Source organism: Hydrogenispora ethanolica (assembly GCF_004340685.1).
Lineage (GTDB): Bacteria > Bacillota > UBA4882 > UBA8346 > UBA8346 > Hydrogenispora > Hydrogenispora ethanolica.
Map to the genome: position 1 here is coordinate 104417 of NZ_SLUN01000016.1, position 19502 is coordinate 123918.

Genomic DNA, 19502 nt, shown 5'->3' on the forward strand with positions numbered 1-19502 from the left:
CACCCGCCCGGGATTTTTAATATTTTATTACCAAAGGGAATAAAGGCCCTGGTACCAACCAGTCTTTTGGAATAAGGAGGTATCGCCTATGTCGAAGCATCGTAATTTCTGCTGCCCGTGCGACCCCTGCGAAAAGAAACACAAGCATAAATGCAGTTGCAAGAAGGATAAACGCAGTCGCGGCATTGACGGATTTTTCGGTTTGGGTGGCGAGGAATTGGCGTTTCTCATCTTTTTGGTCCTGATCCTGTTGATCGTCTCCACCAGCACTTTTGCCATCTGATACCCCGTCGGAATGGAATTCGCTGGAAACTGAAATTTGTCCGGAATATGGAGCGCGATACATCTATCGCAAATTGTAAGTTTGATACGCAGTCAACCCGGCGGGTTCTCAAAAAACCGCCGGGTTTTTTGCCGGGCGCCGCCGGCAGGACAGCCTGGGGCACGGAAAGGGCTCACTCCCAATCGCTCAGTTCCGCCCAGCTGACCAGGGGGTGGCGGCCATCGGGCGCCGCCGCCATGGTCCCGATATAAATCGCGCCGTTCTCCTTGCCGGTCCGCCGGTAGTGTTCCAATAGCAAACGGGAGGTCGGCGCCATCTCCAGGCTCAACGCCTGAGCGGCGGGGATCCAGTGCAGCTCGCCCTCGCCGGTCGGGTGGAAGAACCGGTCCAGGGTCCGCCCAAAATAAATATACTGTAACCGGATCTCCGCGCCGCGCAGCCGGGAGATAATATAGCGCAGCTTGAAGTCGGCCAGCCGCTCCGGGCGGATCCCGGTCTCCTCCCAGATCTCGCGCAGGCAGGCCGCAGCCGGATCGTTCAGCTCGGCCGGCTCCAAGTGGCCGCCGACCGGCGCCCACAACCCCGGCGCCAACTCCCGGGTCTCCGCCCGTTTCATCAACAGCAGGTCCTCCCCATTGGCCAAAAAAGCCGCCGCCATCTGGCGCAATCGAACCATCTCGCATTCCCCCGTTCAATTTCCGGCCGCCCCGGGCCGGCTTTTCTTCATGTATTTTCAGAACCATTATAGCAATATTATTCTATGGGATCAGAGAATTTCAAATTACCCTAACATTCCCTTCGCCATACAATATATAGTGAGTAGCCAGGATATATCAATCAATATATTGTATGGCGAAGCTTTTTCCGAAGCGATTTGAAATTCTCTCGGATGTCAGAGCATCGGCTCACGGTGAAATTTTCCCGGGAATATCGCGCCCGCCCACGGCAGGTTCCTGGGAAAAAACGCCGAATTGTTTATGGTAAGTTTACCAAGAGGATTTCCAAACCAAGCCCGCAGAATGCCTGGTCTCCAAATTTGTCATGCAGAAAGGGTGACTTCTCAAAGTGAGCCAGACGAATCAAGCCACACCAAGCCGGACTGGGGTGACGGTGGTCATCGCCGGCGAGGCCGGCCAAGGGATCCAGACCGTCGAATACCTGCTGGCCAAGATCTTAAAGTCCGAAGGCTACCACATCTTTGCCTCCAAGGAGTATATGTCCAGAATCCGGGGCGGCGCCAATTCCACCGCCATCCGGGTCAGCTCCGCACGGGTGGCCGCCTATGCCGCGGGAATCGACCTGCTGGTGGCGCTGGACCGGGAGGCCCCGGCCCATCTCGCCGACCGGCTGAGCCCCGCCACCATCATCGTCGGCGACGCCGCCGGGCTCGGCCTGGACCGGCCGGTGCTCGACATTCCGTTCGCCGCGATCGCCGCGGCCGCCGGCAACAAGCTCTTCGCCAACAGCGTGGCCAGCGGCGCGGTTGCCGGCCTTTTTCAAGTGGATTTCGCCGGCGTCGAACGGGCCATCGCCGCCTACTTCCGCGGCAAGCCCCAGGCCATGGTGGACCAGAATATCGCGGCCGCCCGCACCGGCTACGAGGCCGGCCGAGAGCTGGCCGCCGCGGGGCGGGCCGGCCTGACGCCGCCGGATAAGGACGCGGCCGTTGCCGGGGACCCGATCATCAACGGCAGCGAGGCGCTGGCCCTGGGGGCCGTCGCCGGCGGCTGCAACTTTATCGCTTCCTATCCGATGTCCCCGGGCACCGGGGTGCTGATCTACCTCTCCCAATTCGCGGCCGACTTCGGCATCGTCGCCGAGCAGGCCGAGGATGAGATCGCCGCCATCAACATGGGGCTGGGCGCCTGGTACGCCGGGGCCCGGGCCATGGTCTCCACCTCCGGCGGCGGCTTCGCCCTGATGACCGAGGCAGTCAGCCTGGCCGGGATGATCGAGTCGCCGATGGTGATCCACATCGCGGGCCGGCCCGGACCGGCCACCGGACTGCCGACCCGCACCGAGCAGGGCGATCTGGAGCTGGCCCTCTACGCCGGGCACGGCGAATTCCCCCGGCTCATCCTGGCGCCGCGCTCCATCGACGCCGCCTTCTACCGGACCGCCGAGGCCTTCCAACTGGCCGACAGGTTTCAGGTGCCGGTGTTCATTCTGACCGATCAATTCCTGGTGGATTCCTTCCTGAATCTGCCGGAGCTCGATCCCGCCGGGCTGGAGAACGAGCCCCGGATCGTCGCCACCCCGGCCGATTACCGCCGTTATGAGCTGACGCCGGACGGTCTCTCGCCGCGCGGCATTCCCGGCCACGGCGCGGGCCTGGTCGGCGTGGACAGCGACGAGCACGACGAGGCCGGGCATATCACCGAGGACCTGGAGCTCCGGGTGCGGATGGTCGACAAGCGCCTCCGCAAGCTGGAGCTGCTCCGGACCGACCTGGTTCCGCCGCTCTTCCACGGGCCGGCCGACTACCGGACGCTGGTGGTCGGCTGGGGCTCGACCTACCCGGCGATCCGCGAGGCCCTGGCCGGCCTGGACCGGCCGGATGTGGCCCAGCTCCATCTGGAGCAGGTCTATCCGCTGCCGCCGTCCGCCGTAGCCTATCTGCAAAAGGCCGAACGGATCATTCTGGTCGAGAACAACGCCACCGGCCAGTTCGGCAAGCTGCTGCGGCAGGAGACCGGGAGGGCCGCGAGCGACCGGATCTTGAAGTACAACGGCATGCCCTTCGCAGTGGAAGAACTGGCGGAGCGGTTCGCCGCATTGCTAACGGCCGATACGGCCGCCGAAGGGAGTGCTGTCTGATGGAAGCCAAGGATTTCAACCTGGAACACGCCGCGATCGCCTGGTGTCCGGGGTGCGGCAACTTCGGCATCCTGAACGCCCTAAAAGGGGCCCTGGCGGAGCTGGACATCGCTCCGGAGGGGCTGGTGATGGTCTCGGGGATCGGCCAGGCGGCCAAGACCCCCCACTACCTGAAGTGCAACTTCTTCAACGGCCTGCACGGCCGGGCGCTGCCGGCGGCCACCGCCATCAAGGCCGCCAATCCCGGGCTGACGGTGATCGCCGAGAGCGGCGACGGCGACATGTACGGCGAGGGCGGCAACCATTGGCTGCATACCATCCGCCGCAACCCGAACCTGACCAATCTGGTCCACGACAACATGGTCTACGGTCTGACCAAGGGGCAGGCCTCGCCCACCAGCCCGCAGGGGATGATCACCCCGGTCCAGGTGCGCGGCGTGGTCAACGAGCCTTTCAACCCGCTGGCCGCGGCCATCGCGCTCGACGCCTCCTTCGTGGCCCGGGCCTTCAGCGGCGATCTGCAGCAGACCAAGGAAATCCTGAAGCAGGCGATCCGCCATCCCGGTTACGCGCTGGTCGATATCCTCCATCCCTGTGTCTCCTTTAATAAGCTCAATACCTTCCAGTGGTTCAAGGAGCACACCGAATACCTGGACGCCGGGCATGATCCCTCCGACCGCGAGGCCGCCTTCGCCCAGGCGCTCCGGACCGACCGCCTGCCCCTGGGCGTCTTCTACCTGAACCGGGAGCGCCGGCCCTTCGAGGAAACGCTGCCGGCCTATGCCGACCGGAGCGAACCGCTCTACCGGCGCCGCCCCGACCTCGCCAAGCTGGCGGCGGTCATCGCCACCCGGCGGGATTGAGCGCCGGGGCGAAACCATTGAAACGATTCATTCCCACCCCAGAACCCAGCCCCGGCGGCTGGGTTCTGGCGTATTGGGGCAACGCGGTCCGTCCGCCGGCCGCGGCAGCCCTTCTCCCGCCTCCGGCGCTTCCGGATCCGGCGCCGGCGGCACCGCCCGGACCCTTTCCGGAACCGCCAAACCGTCCGGCGGCTCTTCCGGCGGCTTTGCCGGTTCCGCTAAACCAAATTCCGGTTCCTCCGGACCCGGATCCGGTCCTTCCGGCTGCTGCTCCGGAGGAGCGGACCGGCCCGGCCGGTCCGGCGCGCGCAAAACCGGGAACCCATCGGCCCCCGGCTTCGTTATCCTGCTATAAAAATCAACCTTACGTTTCCCGGATTTTCGCCGCCCGTGTCCCGGGAGCTCCGAGACGTTCAGCGCTACGAGGTGGCGCTCCGGGCCTCTTTGCGGGCGCGGTAGGCGGCCAGGTCGATGACATTGCCGCGCGTTTGCGATTCGGGGGCTTCCTCGGGCAGGGGCAGATCGCCGGCCTGCTGCAGGGTGCTGATGACGTGGCGGATCGCCCGTTGCACCTTCTTGTAGTCCGCCTTGCACCAGGCCTCCAGGGCCGGAATGAAGCGACGGTCCCCGGTGGCCTCGATCTTGGCCAACAACAGCAGGATCAGCCCCCGGTCGCGGTCCTTCAGGGTGGTCACCAATTCAAAGCTGCCGCTCAGCGCTTCCTGGCGCAGCCTTTCCAGCAGCTCGTCGCTATAGGTATCCTTCTCAATGGCCCAGCCGCGTTCGGTATAGACCAGCAGCGGCAGACGGTGGTCGTATTCCAGATCCAGAAAGCCATTGAGGATGGCCCAATCGATCTTGGCGGTGATCGCTTCGATGGAACAATGCCGGTAGAACCCGTAGGCCGGATTCTGATCCAGCCCGAGCTCAAGCAGTTTTTTCTCGCGGGATCCTTTGAGCACCTTGGCGAGCATCGTCCGGCCGGCGCGCAGAATCATACCGTCGGCGCCCCGCAGGATCGTCCGGATCTCTTCGAACGGCAAATCCGTGATATTCTTGGGATCAAGGGTATAATGGACCCGATTGACTCGTTTACCCATGCCTCTCCGTCCTTTGAGTGGAGTAACCGCCGGCGCGGCTCTATTAAAAAAATTCGCTGTCATTCGCATTACTCCTTCCTGAAAGTGTCAGGAAGCGCCGTCCGGCGCCGGAAAATAAAAATCCTGCATAAAGTGGCTTTTTTTAAAAATGCAGCCCCCGTACGGCCCTGGCCCCGCTTTTCTTAAAATTTTTTGAAGAAATTCCCTTCCTCCCTTCCCCGAAGTTCTCCAGCAGATTCCTGCGGCGTTCGCCCGGGTTCTTCCCCGCCCCGGAGTCCGGCTTTCAAAAAATTTTCGGGGCCGGAAGGAATACCGGCCGCTTCAGCCGAATATTATAAAATACTTTTAAAAAGTTTTTTAAAAAGTTGTGAGGATAGCCTGTGCGTAAAGCCATCAATCAGGAACGGATGCGTTCCATCAATAAACGGCAGGTCTTCAGCTGCGTCAAAAACCACGGCCCGGTCTCCAAGAAGGAGATCGCCGAACTCCTGGGGACCAGCCTGACGACGGTCTCAACCTTCATCAACGAGTTGATCGAGGAGCACAAGCTAACTCCCTCGGGCACCTCCAAATCGACCGGCGGCCGCAAGTCGGAGATCTTTACCCTCAACCCGGACGCCCTCTATTGTCTGGGGATCGACCTGCAGGTGGACCGGCTGGTCAGCGTGGTCCTGAACTTCAACGGCGAGCCGGTCGCCGGGGACAGCGTCCCCTTCCAGGCGCCCGACGAATGGGAGGTGGCCGCGGCCATCCGCGCCACCATCCGGGACGCCGTCGCCCAGGCGGGGATCGATCCCGCCAAACTGGCCCATATCGGCATCGGGATCCCCGGGATCGTCGACCCCGACTCCTGCATCGTCGAGTTCGCCCCCAACCTGGAGTGGCGCAATGTCAACCTGCGGCAGCTCTTGGCCCTGGACCAGCCGCTGTTGATCGAGAACGAGGCCAACGCCGCCGCGCTCGGCGAGAAGGTCTACGGCGCGGGCCGGCTCTCCGCTAATCTCTGCTTCATCTCGGTGGGGATCGGCATCGGGGCCGGACTGATCCTGAATAACGGGCTCTACCGGGGCGCCAGCCATCATGCGGGCGAATTCGGCCATATGACCCTGGACCCCGACGGGCCGGCCTGCCGCTGCGGCAATCACGGCTGCTGGGAGGTTTTCGCCTCCAACGAGGCCGCCCTGAAGCAGTATTGGCACCGTACCGGCCGCAAGCTCGCCTCTTACGACCATCTGCTGGCCCTGGCCGCAGCGGCCGACCCCGACGCCGGGGCGGTGCTAGAGGAGATCGCCACCTATCTGGGGATCGGCATCGCCGGCATCGTCAACGGCATCAATCCGGAGCTGGTGGTGGTCGGCGGCAAGATCGCCACCTGCGGCGAAATGCTGCGCAACCGGCTATTGAAGGAAATCAAGGAGCGCACCCTGGAACGGACCTTCCGTGGGCTGACGGTGGAGTTTTCGAGCCTGGGCGACCGGGCCACCGCCCTGGGCGTGGCGGAGATGGCGCTGGATCGGATGGTGTAGAGAAAGTCCGGCGGTCATGGATGCCGCCGGATAAAGGAGGGGTCGGGGGAACCTGGGTTCCACCGGCGACTTTTGCCCCGCTTTTGGTCGGCGGGAAGCGGCCCCTTCGCACAGGATATTCCCGCCAAACTAAATGTTTTTATTCTCAATATAAAAGGAGTGATTTCATGGCTTATTTACTCGGTTATGACATCGGCAGTTCCTCGATCAAGGCCACGCTGCTCGATGCGGCCACCGGAGCGGTGGTCGCCTCGGCTACCTCGCCCCAAAACACCGAACTGGCCATCGCCGCGCCCCAACCGGGCTGGGCCGAACAAGATCCGGCCACCTGGTGGGAGCATGTCAAGCTGGCGACCGCGGCCATCAAGGCGAAAAGCGGCGTCGACCTGCTGGAGGTGGCGGCCATCGGCCTCTCTTACCAGATGCACGGGCTGGTGGTCGTCGACCGGCAGCAGCGAGTGCTCCGGCCGGCCATCATCTGGTGTGACAGCCGGGCCGTGGGCATCGGCGACAAAGCCTTCGCCGCGATCGGACCGGAGACCTGTCTCCAGCACCTCTTGAACTCGCCGGGGAACTTCACAGCCTCCAAGCTGCGCTGGATCCGCGAGAACGAGCCGGAGATTTTCAGCCGGGTCGACAAGGCGATGCTGCCCGGCGAGTATGTCGCCATGCGCATGACCGGCCTGATCCGGACCACCCCCTCCGGCCTCTCCGAAGGCATCTGGTGGGACTTCCTGGAGCAAGCCCCGGCCCGGCTGGTGCTGGACCATTACCGACTGGATCCGGAACTGTTGCCGGAGGTCGTGCCGCTCTTCTCGAACCAGGGCGAGTTGACCGCCGCGGCAGCCGCCGAGCTGGGCCTGAAGCCCGGCGCCGTGGTCGCCTACCGGGCGGGCGATCAGCCGAACAACGCCTTCTCGTTGAATGTCCTGAACCCGGGCGAGGTGGCGGCCACCGCCGGCACCAGCGGCGTGGTCTACGGCGTCGGCGATCAGCCCAACTATGATCCGCAATCGCGGGTGAATACCTTCGTCCACGTCAATCACAGCGCGGCGGCGGCCCGTTACGGCATCCTGCTCTGCCTGAACGGCACCGCCATTCTCAACCGCTGGCTCCGGGATCTGCTCGATCCGGCGGCCATCTCCTACAAGCAAATGGACCAGCTGGCGGCCGGAGCGCCGGTCGGCTCGGCCGGAATGTCGATCCTGCCCTACGGCAACGGCGCCGAACGGACCCTGCAGAACCGGGAGATCGGCGCGGCCATCCACGGCCTGAACTTCAACATCCACGACCGCCGCCATGTCTTGCGCGCCGCCCAGGAAGGGATCGTCTTCGCCCTCAATTACGGCCTGGAGATCATGGGCCGGATGGGCGTCGGGGTCAAGGCGGTCAAGGCCGGCCACGCCAACATGTTCCTCAGTCCGCTCTTCGGCGAGGCTTTCGCGTCGGTCACCGGAGCCCAGGTGAAGCTGTACAACACCGACGGTTCCCAGGGCGCGGCCCGGGGCGCCGGGGTCGGCGCGGGCCTCTACCGCAATTTTGACGAAGCCTTCGCCGGCTTGCAGTCGATCAAGGTCATCGAACCCGATCCGGCGCTGCAACCGGCCTATCAGGAAGCGTACCAACGCTGGCGGGCCATCCTCGACCAGCAGCTCCATAAAAACCAATAAGGGAGGAATTTCGCAATGGCTATTCCCAAGTCTTACCACAGCGTCTGTCGCTGGACCTTCAACCCCGGCAAGGGCGGCTTCGTCCCGTCCGACATGCGGCCCGGCTGGAGCGCCGACCGCCTGGATTCGGTGGCGGTCATCGGCCTGATCAAAAAGAAGATCGCCCCCCGCATGCCTGAGCACATCGAGCTCGGTTATGAAGTCCACTACGACACCGAGATCAACGACCAAAACGCCGCGGCCATGGCCGACGCCCTGCTCGACGCGGGCATGCACCTGGCGATGATCACCCCCGGCGGCCATTCCCATTTCGCCTACGGCGGGATCGCCTCGCTCGATCCCAACGAACGCAAAGCGGCCGAGGATCTGGGCACCCGAACCGTCGAACTGGCCTACGGCACCATGAAGAAAGCCTGGCATCCCGATCCGGCGCTGGCGCCGTCCCTGATCCTCTGGAACGGCTCCTACGGTTATGACCTGGCCTCGGTGGGCATCCGCCGCATGTACCAGAACCTCAAGGAGAGCGTGGCCGGTCTCTGCCGCCGCGAGGCCGAGCTGGGCGGGAAACTGCACATCGGCTTCGAGCCCAAACCGAACGAAGGCCATCCGGCGATGCTGATCCCCACCGTCGCCTCGGCGCTGCTCTTCTGGCGGAAGCTGGAGGAGGAATTCGGCGTCTCCCGCAAGCAGAAAGGCGTCAACAAAGAGTTCGGCCACTCCGAGATGATCGGCCTCGACCACGTCTATGACTCCGTCGAGGAGCTGGACAACAACGCCATGGTCCACATGCACCTCAACAGCCAGGGCTATAACGACGGAATCATCCTCGGCGGCCCCGGCAAATACGATATCGACCACGGCACCCGGATCAACGGCATGAACATCGCCATCGCCGGCCTGATCCAGGAGGCGGGCTTCAACCGTTGGAAAGGCCATGACATGCAGGTCCGGGCCTACGACGACGAAGAACAGGGCATCGACCGGGTGGTCCGCTCCATCCTCTACTGGGACGCCTGCGAACAAGCCGCCCGCCGGCTCGACACCCCGCAGCTCCTGAAGCATCTGGAGCAACGCGAGACCGCCAAGGCCGAAGACATGATGCGCGCCGCCCTGGTGGACGCCTGCGGAATCTTCGAGGAGCTTTACAAAGGTTAATCATCACGAATGAAAAAAGCGTCCTCGATAAGAGGGCGCTTTTTCCATATGCAAATTCGTTCCCCACTGTTAAGGGCTCTTTTCTTTCCAGAATCCCTCAAAGAAAGTTTTACATTTAGAAAAAGGATTTTTTAAAACCGTGTAAAATTTAACTGCAGATAACAATTTTTGCATCTCCTGAAAAAAGAAGGTTGCAAAAGCGAATGCGAACCACCCTGATCGTCGCCTTAATCTCCCTGATCATGATTGCCGTCGCGCTCACGCTGGTCACCCAGACCGTGGGCTACTTCGGCGACGAGGCGGAGGCCCTGAATTCGCAGAAATATCAGAATTACCGCTACCATTTCGTGATGATCGCCCACGTTACCGAGGAAAGCTACTGGCGGCAGGTGCTGGCCGGTTCGGCCGAACTCTGCCGCAGCCAGAAGATTGCCCTGGAAAACTACGGGCCGCGGTTTATGAACCCCAAGGAATTGGAGAGGTTCCTGGAGATGGCGGTCCTCTCCAGCGTTGACGGGATCCTCGTCGCCGCGCCCAACGATCCGACCCTAAAATCCCTGGTCGAAGAGGCCATGGCCAAAGACATCCCGGTGGTGGCCCTCTCCAACCATTTGGAGACGTCCGGGCGCATCTCGTTTGTCGGCACCTCCACCTATGATCTGGGTTACAAAACCGGCCAGGCGCTCGGCCAGGCGGCGACGGGCCCAATCCGGGCGGCGTTATTGGTCAACTCCAACTTCTCGGAGAACGGCTCCCGGAACTACCTGCGGGGTTTTGAAGCGGCCATCCGCAACCGGCCCGAGCTCTCCATCAGCCTGGTGGTCAACTCCAAAGGCGAAAGCATCAGCGCCGAGGATCAAACCCAATCGATTCTGAAGAACCACCCCGAGATTCAGGCGATCATCTGTTCCGACCCCAATGACACCCTGGGCGTGGCCAAACTGGTGGTCGACCTGAACCAGGTCTCACGCATCACCATCATCGGTTATGGCCTGACCTCCGAGATCGCCAACTACATCCGGCGCGGCGTCATCGCCGGAGTCCTGGCCGACGATCCGGGCGCCCTGGGGGTTCAGGGACTGTCGGCTCTGATCCGTTTGAAAGAGGGCCAGTCGACCCAGGAGGTTTACAACATGCCCTTATATCTCATCAACGCCAAAAATGTCGACTCATTCTACCGCCAGTTCAATCTGGCCGAGTCCAGGTGAGCCATGGCCACCAAGCAGCCGGCCTTTCAGACCATCCGCAGCAAGCTGTTGATCGCCTTTCTGTTGATGTTGGCCACCTTCGCCCTGGTCAGCTTCATCTCGTATTATAGCGAGCGTTTTCTCTTAAACCGGGTGAACGTGCTGCTCACCCATAACCTCAAACTGAAAGAGTTCCGGGCCGATGTCGACAACGTCGTCATTTGCCTGGAGAAGTATCTGATTTCGCGCAACTTTAACAACCTGCGCGATTATTACCGGTACAGCCAGGCGGTGGACGGCGAATACGCCAACCTGGGCGTGATCAAACCCACGCTCGACAACTTCCTGCTCCTGGAGAATATCCGCAACATGACCCGCTCCTTTCTGGAACAGGGCGAAGCGGCGGTCCAGGCCAAGCGGGCCCGCGACAGCTCCGGTTATCATCATGCCTTTCTGGAAGTCTCCCGCTACCGGACCAATATCAACTGGGCGATCGACCGGCTGATCACCCAGCAATTGGAGGAGAACAGCCGCCAGTACCTGCTCATCTCCAAGCGGCTCACCGACATTCAGCGCCTGGGGCAGGTGTTGATCGCCGGCGCGCTGCTTTTCAGCGTGATCATGACCATCTGGATCAGCTACCGGTTGACCAAACCGCTGCGCAAATTGGTCGAAGCGGCCCGCACCATTACCCGGGGGAAGTTTACCCTGCCGCCGCTGGACGTCTCCTCCAACGACGAAGTGGCGGTGGTAGCCGGAACCTTCAACGACATGGCCTCCAGCCTCGACCGGCTGATCCGCGAGATGAAGAACCAGTCCGAGCTGGAAAAACGCCTGCAGGAACAGGAGCTGCAGAACCTGTCGATGAAGAATACCGTGCGCGAGGCGGAGCTGCACGCCTTGCAATCCCAGATCAATCCGCATTTTCTCTTTAACATGCTCAATGCCGGGGTCCAGCTGGCGGTGCTCGAGAACGCCGAGCAGACCGCCGATTACGTCGACAAAGTCTCGAGCCTGCTCCGCTACAATCTGCGCCGGCTCGACGTGCCGGTCTCCATCGCCGAGGAGGCCAACCATTTGCGCACGTATTTCTTTATCCTGCGGACCCGTTACGGCGATGACCGCTTCCAGTTCGAAGTGTCCATCCCCGAGGCGGTGGCCGACGTCCAGATCCCGCTGCTGACCCTGCAGCCCATCGTCGAGAATGCCTTGATTCACGGCATCGAGGAGCTGGAGTCGGGCGGCCGGATCACGGTGCGGGCCTGGATGGAGCAGGAGCAGGCCGTGATCGAAGTCGCCGATAACGGCCGGGGGATCGACGAGAGCACCCTGGAGCTGCTCCAGCAGAACAAGTCCCGCCCGCCGGGGCATACCACCGGGCTGGGCTTGCAAAACGTCAAGGAGCGGTTGCGGATCTTTTTCGGGGCAGACGATCTGATGCGGATCGAGAGCGTCTCCGGTCGGGGCACGACCGTGACCTTACGATTGCCGGCGCGGTCCGGCGGGGAGAGTGAAGTCGCATGATGCGGGTGCTGGTTGCCGACGACGAACAGATTATGCTGGACGCCCTCGCCAAAGTCCTGACGCCGAAGGAAGGCGTCGAGCTGGCGACCGCCCGGTCCGGCCGGGAAGCGATCGAGATCGCCGAGAGTTTCCGGCCCGATCTGGTGATGATGGACATCAAGATGCCGGGGATCAACGGCTTGGAAGCCCTGGCCGAGATCCGGCGCTTCAACCCCCATACGGTGCTGGTGATCCTGTCGGCCTACGACAATTTCAACTATGCCCAGGAAGCCATCCGTCTCGCGGTCTTCGATTATCTGCTGAAGCCGATCAACAAGACCCGGATGATGGAGATGATCCACAAGGTCCAGGCCCATCTGGACGGCTTGCGTGCCGCCCGCCAGGAGGAACTCGCCCTCCGGGAACGGTACAAGAAATTATTGCCGCTGATCGAGAACGAGTTCCTCCATGCGCTGCAGAACGGGATCGACCGGCCGGCCCTGGCCGAGTACCAGGAATTGCTGGGGATCGACTTTCAGTACGGCTTCTTTCTGGCGGTGCTTTACTCGGACGACAGTTACCCGGCCACCGGGGAGATGGAGGAGAAATACCTGGTCCGCGAGAAGCTGGAGGAACTGGCCGAAGGGATCCGCCACCTCTTTCCCTGCCTGGTCGGGCCGGTCAAGACCAACCCGATCACCGTCTTTGTGCCGCTTTCCCGGCTCGAAGGGGACGGGGCGGCCACCGGAACCCTATACGCCAACAAGATTTTGGAATACTTCCGCAACGAGCGCGGCATCACCCGGACCCGCATCGGCGTGGGCGGCATTCACGAGTCCCCGGCCAGCCTCGGCCGGTCCTACCAGGAAGCGATGCTGGCCTTGAACTTCCCCTCCGACAACCCGATCTGCTGCTATGAGACGTTCCGGCGCTATGACGCGGCGGATTGGGAGAGCGAGCTCCGCCAGCAGCTGCAGGAGATCGCCGAGGCGGTGCGTTTCGGTCACCTCTACCGCACCGAGATTCTGCTGAACCGGCTGGCCGCCCGCTACGGCGGTGTGACCGTTCCCGAGCGCCATATCCTCCTGGGCGAGCTGCTCGAATTATTGCTGTCCACCTTCAGGCTGGTCCGGGAGAACGCCAAGATCGCCATGGCCTATCCCTCTCCCGATCAGCTGTTGACCTGGTTCGCCACGGATCAGACCACCGCGGCGATCATCCAGAATATCGCGGGCCAGATCCTGGCCCTGACCCACAAGATCAAGGACGGCCGGGAAAGCCAGGTCAAGGCGGTCATTCTGCAGGCCAAGGAACAGATTGACCGGATGTACCAGGAGGATCTGAGCCTCGACGATCTGGCCCAGGCGGTGTCGGTCAGCCCCTTCTATCTGAGCCGGCTCTTCCGGGAAGAACTGGGCGTCAGTTTCACCGAATACATCACCAAGCTCCGGCTGGAGAAAGCCCTTACTTTGCTGGCGGAGGGATTCCCGGTCAAGGAATGCTGCTTTGCGGTAGGCTACAACGATCCCAACTATTTCTCGCGGCTGTTCCGGAAGTACTACCACCTCTCGCCCACCGAATACCGGGACGAAGCCTTACAGCGAAAGGAGCGGCTGAGCCAGAATGAGTAAAAGACGATCCTACGGTTTGTTAGCCCTCGCCTTACTGGGTCTGACCCTGTTGAGCGGCTGCTCCTGGTGGCAGGCGTTCAGCGGCGCGCGGCCCATCGGCTATCAGCCGATCCGGATCGGCCTGGCTATGGCCACGCTGCAGGAGGAACGCTGGTGGCGGGACCGCGAATATCTGGCGGAACGCGCCCGCCAGCTCGGCGCGGAGTTGATCGTCCAGAACGCCAACAACGAGCAGCAGGAGCAGTACCAGCAGGTCGAATACCTGCTCAGCCGGGGCATCGACGTACTGGTGATCGTGCCCCACGATCTGAACCAGGCGGCGGCAGCCGTCCAGCTGGCCAAGAAAGCCGGGATCAAGGTCATCTCCTATGACCGCCTGATCCGCAACGCCAATCTCGATCTCTATATCTCTTTCGATAACATCAAGGTCGGGGAGCTGATGGCCGAGTACCTGGTCAACCGCACTCCCAACGGCAATTACGTGATCATCAACGGCGCGCCCACCGATAATAACTGCTATATGTTCAACCAGGGCTATAAAAACGTCCTGACCAACTTCATCAAAGACGGCCGGATCCGGATCACCTTCGAAGCCTGGGCCGACGATTGGAAGCCCGAGATCGCTTATCAATACATCCAGACCCTGCTCAGCCAGAAAAAGCCGTTCAACGCGGTCATCGCGGCCAACGACAGCCTGGCCAGCGCGGTCATTGAAGCGCTCTCCGAATGGCGGCTGGCCGGCAAGATCCTGGTGGTCGGCCACGACGCCGATCTCTCCGGCTGCCAGCGGATCGTCGAAGGCACCCAGTTGATGACGGTCTACAAGCCCATCCGCAAGCTGGCCTACAGAGCCGCCGATCTGGCCGTGGCGATGGCCGGCGGCAAGAACTACAAGACCAACCACGCCCCCATCTTCAACGGCAAACATTTCGTGCCTTCGGAGATCATCACGCCCATCCCCATCGATAAGGAAAACATGGACATCATCGTGAGGGACGGTTTCCACCGCAAGTCGGAGATCTATATGAACGTGCCCTCCCACCGCTAGCATAAAGCCGCGTCAATTATGAACAATGATCTTCCCGGGTTCTGAAAGATCGATCGGGAGTTGCAAACGATCGATCTTGAACGACCGAAGGTCGATCTTGAATCACTAAAGATTGATCTTGAGTTACAAAAGATCGATCTTGAATGACCGAAGATCAACCTTGAATCACCAAAGATCGATCTCAAGTTACAAAAGATCGGTCTTAAATGACCGAAGATCGACCTTGAATCACCAAAGATCGATCTCGAGTTACAAAAGATCGATCTTGAATGACTGAAGATTGATCCGGAGTTCCAAACGATCGGGCTGGGCGATCGAAATCGCTCCTGTAGGAATGATTGGGAGAGCCCCGGTAGAACTTATTTATCCTATATAGCAGCGAATTATTAATCTATAGCATTCAGCGCACCACAAAAGAATCCTATTCGTTTACAATGTAACGATTCGGTTTCTTTTTTACAACATATTAATGATAATCCTCCGCAACCGATTCTAGATACAACTCCAACCCGGCATGCTACGATGATGAATAGCAAACCGGAAACCGGATCGCCGGCCCGGAATCTCAACATCCCAAAGGAGGAGTTACGTTGAAGAAATTGGTTTGGATGGGTTTATTGCTGGTGATGGTCGCCAGTACCGTCTGCATGGCAGCACCCAAGCTGCGGATCGGTCTGTCCATGGATACGCTGAAGGAAGAGCGTTGGCAGAAAGACCGTGACATCTTCATCGCCGAAGCCAAAAAACGCGGCGCCGAAGTATTGGTCCAATCCGCCAACAGCGATGACGCCCTGCAAGTATCGCAAGCCGAGAACCTGCTTTCCCAAGGCGTTGACGTCCTGGTCGTCATCCCGCACAACGCCGAGGCCTGCGCCACCATCGTGGAATCAGCCAAGAAGTCCAAGGTTCCGGTCATCGCTTATGACCGCCTGATCAAAAACTGCAATCTCGACCTGTACATCTCCTTCGACAACGAGCAGGTCGGCTACTTGCAAGCCAGCTACATCACAAAATTGAAACCCACCGGCACCTACGTTTATATCGGCGGCGCCCCGACCGACAACAACGCGTACATGTTCAAAGCCGGCGCGATGAAGGTTCTCGATCCGCTGGTCAAAGCGGGCAAGATTAAGATCGCCTACGACCAGTTCACCAACGACTGGAAACCGGAAGTCGCCCAGAGCAACATGGAGAACGCCCTGACCAAACTGAATAACAAAGTCGACGCGGTCGTGGCCGCCAATGACGGCACCGCCGGCGGCGTCATCCAGGCCCTCACCGACCAGAAGCTGGCCGGCAAGGTTCCGGTATCCGGTCAAGACGCCGACCTGGCCGCCTGCCAACGGATCGTGGAAGGCACCCAAGCAATGACCGTTTACAAACCGATCAAGAAGATCGCCGTCGCTTCCGCCCAAGCCGCCGTCCTGCTGGCCCAAGGCAAGAAAGTCAAAACCAACAAGACCGTCGACAACGGCAAAATCAAAGTGCCGTTCCTGGCCCTTACCCCGGTTCAGGTCGACAAGTCCAACATGTTCAGCGCGGTTATCAAAGATGGTTTCCACAAACTGGAAGACGTCTACCGCAATGTTCCGAAGAACGAGTGGCCGAAATAAGCAAGTCGTGATTTTCAAGAAGAGGGAGTATTCCTCCCTCTTCTTCCCTATCCTTGCAAGAGCGCTGCAACAATCAGCGTACCATCGGTAGGATTGGGAAGCTCCGCCGGGACCCGGCGGATACGTTATATTCTCGATATTTTAGAGTCCCGCGGTTGCGGCGGCCTTAAACCCCGACCCGAAGGGATACAGAGAGGAGGAACCCTGGTGGAGCAGTACATTTTGGAAATGCGGCAGATCACCAAAGAATTTCCAGGGGTGCGCGCCCTCAAAAATGTCAGTTTCCAAGTGAAACCCGGCGAGATCCACGCCCTCTGCGGTGAAAACGGCGCCGGGAAATCGACCCTGATGAAAGTGTTGAGCGGGGTCCACCCGTACGGCAGTTATAGCGGTGAGATCCTCATCGACGGCGTTCCGCAAAGTTTTCATAATATTCGGGCGTCGGAAGACGCCGGCATCGCCATTATCAACCAAGAACTCTCCGTCATCAAGCAATTGAACATCGGCGAGAATATCTTTCTCGGCAATGAACCGAACCATCACGGCATCATCGACTGGCCCAAACTTTACTTTGAAACTTCCAAGTGGTTGGAGGAAGTGGGTCTCAAGCTCCGTCCCGACACCAAGGTGGTCAACCTGGGCGTCGGCCAGCAACAATTGGTGGAGATCGCCAAAGCCCTCTCCAAACAGGCCCGCATCTTAATTCTGGACGAACCGACCGCCGCCTTGACCGAAAACGAAGTCGAGACCTTGATGGGAATCTTGCGTCGGCTCCGCGCCAGCGGCGTGTCCTGTATTTATATATCGCACAAGCTCGCCGAGGTTTTCGCCATCGCCGACACCATCACCATCCTGCGCGACGGCGAAACCATCGCCACCAAACCGGTGGGCGATACCTCGGAGAATGAAGTCATCTCGATGATGGTGGGCCGGGAACTCTCGGATCGTTTTCCCCGGGTCGATCATCATTTCGGCGAAGTGGTGATGGAGGTCGAGAATTTCCAGGTCTACGATCCCGACAACCCCGCCCGGCAAATTATTTTTGACGCCAGCTTCGCGGTGCGGCAGGGCGAGATCCTGGGCATCGCCGGCCTGATGGGCGCCGGCCGGACCGAACTGGTCTCGAGCATCTTCGGCGGCTTTTCCGGCCACCACACCGGCACGGTGCGCATCGCCGGAAAAGCGGTCACCATCGGTTCGCCGGTGGACGCCATCCGCCAAGGTATCGCGCTGGTGACCGAAGACCGCAAACGTTACGGCCTGGTGCTGGGCCAGGATGTCAAGAAGAATCTGACCCTGGCCTGCCTGGATGATCTCTGCAAGTATCAGGTGATCAACTTCAACGAGGAGATCAAACAGAGCGAGGAGCAAATGGCGGCGCTGCGGATCAAGGCCCCGTCCCTGGCCTCCAATGTCAACAACTTGAGCGGCGGCAACCAGCAGAAAGTCGTCGTCGGCAAGTGGCTATTGACCAAGCCGCAGATCCTGATCCTCGACGAACCGACCCGCGGCATCGATGTCGGCGCCAAGTTCGAGATCTACAATATCATGAATCAGCTCAAGATGAGCGGGGTCGCCATCATCATGGTCTCTTCGGAGCTTCCGGAGATCCTCGGCATGAGCGACCGGATCTTAGTCATGCACGAAGGCCGCATCAGCGGCGAATTCTTGTATAACGAGGCCGACCAGGAAACGATCATGTTGGCCGCTACAGGAGGGAATTAAATGAGTACCCAATCTACAACCGCGCCCGTTCCGGAACAGAGCTTCTGGAAACGGCTATCGCTCCGGTTCGACGCCCGCTCGTACACAATGATCCTGGCCTTGGTGGTGATCTGGCTGATCTTTACCGTCCTGACCGAGGGCAGGTTCTTGATCCCCCGCAACTTGTCGAACCTTTCCCGGCAAATGTCCATCACCGCGGTGCTGGCCATCGGCATGGTGATGGTGATCGTTGCCACCCACATCGATCTGTCGGTCGGCTCGGTACTCGGTCTCACCGGCGGCATCGCCGCGGTGCTGCAGGTCTGGTATCACTGGGAGACGCCCTGGGTCATCCTGGCCGCCGTCGCTTTGGGAGCGCTCATCGGAGCCTGGCATGGTTTCTGGGTCGCCTATCAGAAGGTGCCGGCCTTCATCGTCACCCTGGCCGGCTATATGGCCTACCGCGGCATCCTGCTCGGCGTGCTCAAAGGATTGACGGTGGCGCCGATGTTCCCCAGCTTTAAGATTATTTCCAGCGGCTACCTGGATCTGCTCCCCGGCGTGATTCTGGTGACCGTCTCCATCCTGGCGCTGGTCATCGGGAGATTCCGCTCGCGGGCCGCCAAGCTCCGCTACGGATTCCAGGTCAGGCCGCTCGTCTTGGAGATTTTGCAAGTGCTCTTTTACTGCGCCTTAATTATTTTGGCCACCTATACCCTCTATCAATATGAGGGAATCCCGTACCCGGTCATCCTGGTGTTAATCCTGACCCTGATCTTTGCCTTCATCACCAATAACACCAAATTTGGCCGCCAGGTCTACGCCATGGGCGGCAACGTCGAGGCGGCCCGGCTCTCCGGGATCAATGTCCGCCGCCGGACCATGGTGGTTTTCATCCTGGCCAGCGTCCTGGCTTCGATCGCCGGCGTATTGACCACTGCCCGCCTGAATGCCGCCACCATCACCGCCGGAACCGGCGCGGAGATGGACGCCATCGCTTCCTGCGTCATCGGCGGCACCAGCCTGATGGGCGGGGTCGGCAATATTCCGGGCGCGATCATCGGCGCCCTGGTCATGGCCAGCCTCGACAACGGGATGTCCATGATGAACACCGAGGCCTTCTGGCAGTTCATCATCAAGGGCTTCATCCTGCTGCTGGCGGTCTGGGTGGATATCAAGACCAAAAAATAGTTTATCCGGCCGATCGTTGTCCCAACTCTTCGCCCTCAATCTCCTTGCCTCCTATTTCTTCTCATCCGGCCCGCTTCATTCCGGGCCGGATCTTTTTATATATAGGCCATCTAACAAACGAAATTGAGTTCAAAAGAGGCAAAAAATCAGACAGGAAAGCCGGCAAAAGAAGGAATCACAAGCAATTCACGAAGTTTGAGAGCGGTGAGAA

General features: G+C 60.4%; 16 protein-coding genes. 13 read left to right on the top strand and 3 right to left on the bottom strand.

Annotated features, from left to right (window positions below):
- Positions 1–88 precede the first annotated feature (88 nt).
- Complete coding sequence (locus EDC14_RS13940) at positions 89–283, top strand: hypothetical protein (RefSeq protein ID WP_132014919.1); 195 nt, start codon at positions 89–91, stop codon at positions 281–283.
- Positions 284–455: 172 nt separating this feature from the next.
- Here the strand turns inward: EDC14_RS13940 and EDC14_RS13945 are convergent, their stop codons facing one another.
- On the bottom strand, positions 456–959 hold the full coding sequence (locus EDC14_RS13945) for an NUDIX domain-containing protein (RefSeq protein WP_132014920.1): 504 nt from the start codon (positions 957–959) through the stop codon (positions 456–458).
- A 389-nt stretch (positions 960–1348) separates the two neighbouring features.
- On the opposite strand from EDC14_RS13945, the gene EDC14_RS13950 reads away from it, so the two are divergent.
- The gene (locus EDC14_RS13950) at positions 1349–3100 is read left to right on the top strand and encodes a 2-oxoacid:acceptor oxidoreductase subunit alpha (protein ID WP_243662929.1); all 1752 of its coding nucleotides are present in this window, start codon (positions 1349–1351) and stop codon (positions 3098–3100) included.
- Positions 3100–3963, top strand: a complete 864-nt coding sequence (locus tag EDC14_RS13955; protein WP_132014921.1) for a thiamine pyrophosphate-dependent enzyme — start codon at positions 3100–3102, stop codon at positions 3961–3963. The genes EDC14_RS13950 and EDC14_RS13955 overlap by 1 nt, the downstream gene beginning before the upstream one ends.
- Before the next feature lie 27 nt (positions 3964–3990).
- Here EDC14_RS13955 and EDC14_RS13960 read toward each other — a convergent pair whose 3' ends face one another.
- The gene (locus EDC14_RS13960; protein ID WP_132014922.1) at positions 3991–4275 is read right to left on the bottom strand and encodes a hypothetical protein; all 285 of its coding nucleotides are present in this window, start codon (positions 4273–4275) and stop codon (positions 3991–3993) included.
- A gap of 107 nt (positions 4276–4382) precedes the next feature.
- Positions 4383–5063 carry an RQC-minor-1 family DNA-binding protein gene (locus tag EDC14_RS13965; protein WP_132014923.1) on the bottom strand — a complete coding sequence of 227 codons (681 nt, stop codon included), beginning with the start codon at positions 5061–5063 and terminating at the stop codon, positions 4383–4385.
- A gap of 380 nt (positions 5064–5443) precedes the next feature.
- Between EDC14_RS13965 and EDC14_RS13970 the strand changes: the two genes are divergently transcribed.
- The 10 genes from EDC14_RS13970 to EDC14_RS14015 all read left to right on the top strand — a co-directional run bounded on the left by EDC14_RS13970 (position 5444) and on the right by EDC14_RS14015 (position 19291).
- The gene (locus EDC14_RS13970; RefSeq protein ID WP_132014924.1) at positions 5444–6589 is read left to right on the top strand and encodes an ROK family transcriptional regulator; all 1146 of its coding nucleotides are present in this window, start codon (positions 5444–5446) and stop codon (positions 6587–6589) included.
- Between the two features lie 167 nt (positions 6590–6756).
- Positions 6757–8259 carry a xylulokinase gene (locus EDC14_RS13975; RefSeq protein ID WP_132014925.1) on the top strand — a complete coding sequence of 501 codons (1503 nt, stop codon included), beginning with the start codon at positions 6757–6759 and terminating at the stop codon, positions 8257–8259.
- 171 nt (positions 8260–8430) lie between these two features.
- Positions 8431–9414 carry a xylose isomerase gene (locus EDC14_RS13980; RefSeq protein ID WP_243662930.1) on the top strand — a complete coding sequence of 328 codons (984 nt, stop codon included), beginning with the start codon at positions 8431–8433 and terminating at the stop codon, positions 9412–9414.
- 203 nt (positions 9415–9617) lie between these two features.
- Positions 9618–10622, top strand: a complete 1005-nt coding sequence (locus EDC14_RS13985; protein ID WP_132014927.1) for a sugar ABC transporter substrate-binding protein — start codon at positions 9618–9620, stop codon at positions 10620–10622.
- A gap of 3 nt (positions 10623–10625) precedes the next feature.
- Positions 10626–12125 (top strand): sensor histidine kinase, encoded by a 1500-nt coding sequence (locus EDC14_RS13990; protein WP_132014928.1) that lies wholly within the window; start codon positions 10626–10628, stop codon positions 12123–12125.
- The gene (locus EDC14_RS13995) at positions 12122–13735 is read left to right on the top strand and encodes a response regulator (RefSeq protein ID WP_132014929.1); all 1614 of its coding nucleotides are present in this window, start codon (positions 12122–12124) and stop codon (positions 13733–13735) included. The genes EDC14_RS13990 and EDC14_RS13995 overlap by 4 nt, the downstream gene beginning before the upstream one ends.
- Positions 13728–14783, top strand: coding sequence for a sugar ABC transporter substrate-binding protein (locus EDC14_RS14000; RefSeq protein ID WP_132014930.1), 1056 nt, complete (start codon positions 13728–13730; stop codon positions 14781–14783). Before EDC14_RS13995 ends, EDC14_RS14000 begins: the two co-directional genes overlap by 8 nt.
- Before the next feature lie 608 nt (positions 14784–15391).
- Positions 15392–16396: a D-xylose ABC transporter substrate-binding protein gene (xylF, locus tag EDC14_RS14005; RefSeq protein ID WP_132014935.1), complete on the top strand. Its 1005-nt coding sequence runs from the start codon at positions 15392–15394 to the stop codon at positions 16394–16396.
- Positions 16397–16603: 207 nt separating this feature from the next.
- Positions 16604–18121 (top strand): xylose ABC transporter ATP-binding protein, encoded by a 1518-nt coding sequence (locus EDC14_RS14010; protein WP_132014931.1) that lies wholly within the window; start codon positions 16604–16606, stop codon positions 18119–18121.
- Positions 18122–19291: a sugar ABC transporter permease gene (locus EDC14_RS14015; RefSeq protein ID WP_132014932.1), complete on the top strand. Its 1170-nt coding sequence runs from the start codon at positions 18122–18124 to the stop codon at positions 19289–19291. It abuts the gene before it with no gap.
- The last annotated feature ends 211 nt before the right edge of the window (positions 19292–19502 follow it).

Bases quoted from the DNA above. Each gene is read 5' to 3' on its own strand.
- EDC14_RS13990 (WP_132014928.1), top strand. From the start codon at position 10,626: ATGGCCACCAAGCAGCCGGCCTTTCAGACCATCCGCAGCAAGCTGTTG.
- EDC14_RS13975 (WP_132014925.1), top strand. From the start codon at position 6,757: ATGGCTTATTTACTCGGTTATGACATCGGCAGTTCCTCGATCAAGGCC.
- EDC14_RS14000 (WP_132014930.1), top strand. From the start codon at position 13,728: ATGAGTAAAAGACGATCCTACGGTTTGTTAGCCCTCGCCTTACTGGGT.
- EDC14_RS13945 (WP_132014920.1), bottom strand. From the start codon at position 959: ATGGTTCGATTGCGCCAGATGGCGGCGGCTTTTTTGGCCAATGGGGAG.
- xylF (WP_132014935.1), top strand. From the start codon at position 15,392: ATGGGTTTATTGCTGGTGATGGTCGCCAGTACCGTCTGCATGGCAGCA.
- EDC14_RS13985 (WP_132014927.1), top strand. From the start codon at position 9,618: ATGCGAACCACCCTGATCGTCGCCTTAATCTCCCTGATCATGATTGCC.
- EDC14_RS13940 (WP_132014919.1), top strand. From the start codon at position 89: ATGTCGAAGCATCGTAATTTCTGCTGCCCGTGCGACCCCTGCGAAAAG.
- EDC14_RS14015 (WP_132014932.1), top strand. From the start codon at position 18,122: ATGAGTACCCAATCTACAACCGCGCCCGTTCCGGAACAGAGCTTCTGG.
- EDC14_RS13965 (WP_132014923.1), bottom strand. From the start codon at position 5,063: ATGGGTAAACGAGTCAATCGGGTCCATTATACCCTTGATCCCAAGAAT.
- EDC14_RS13995 (WP_132014929.1), top strand. From the start codon at position 12,122: ATGATGCGGGTGCTGGTTGCCGACGACGAACAGATTATGCTGGACGCC.
- EDC14_RS13980 (WP_243662930.1), top strand. From the start codon at position 8,431: ATGCCTGAGCACATCGAGCTCGGTTATGAAGTCCACTACGACACCGAG.
- EDC14_RS13955 (WP_132014921.1), top strand. From the start codon at position 3,100: ATGGAAGCCAAGGATTTCAACCTGGAACACGCCGCGATCGCCTGGTGT.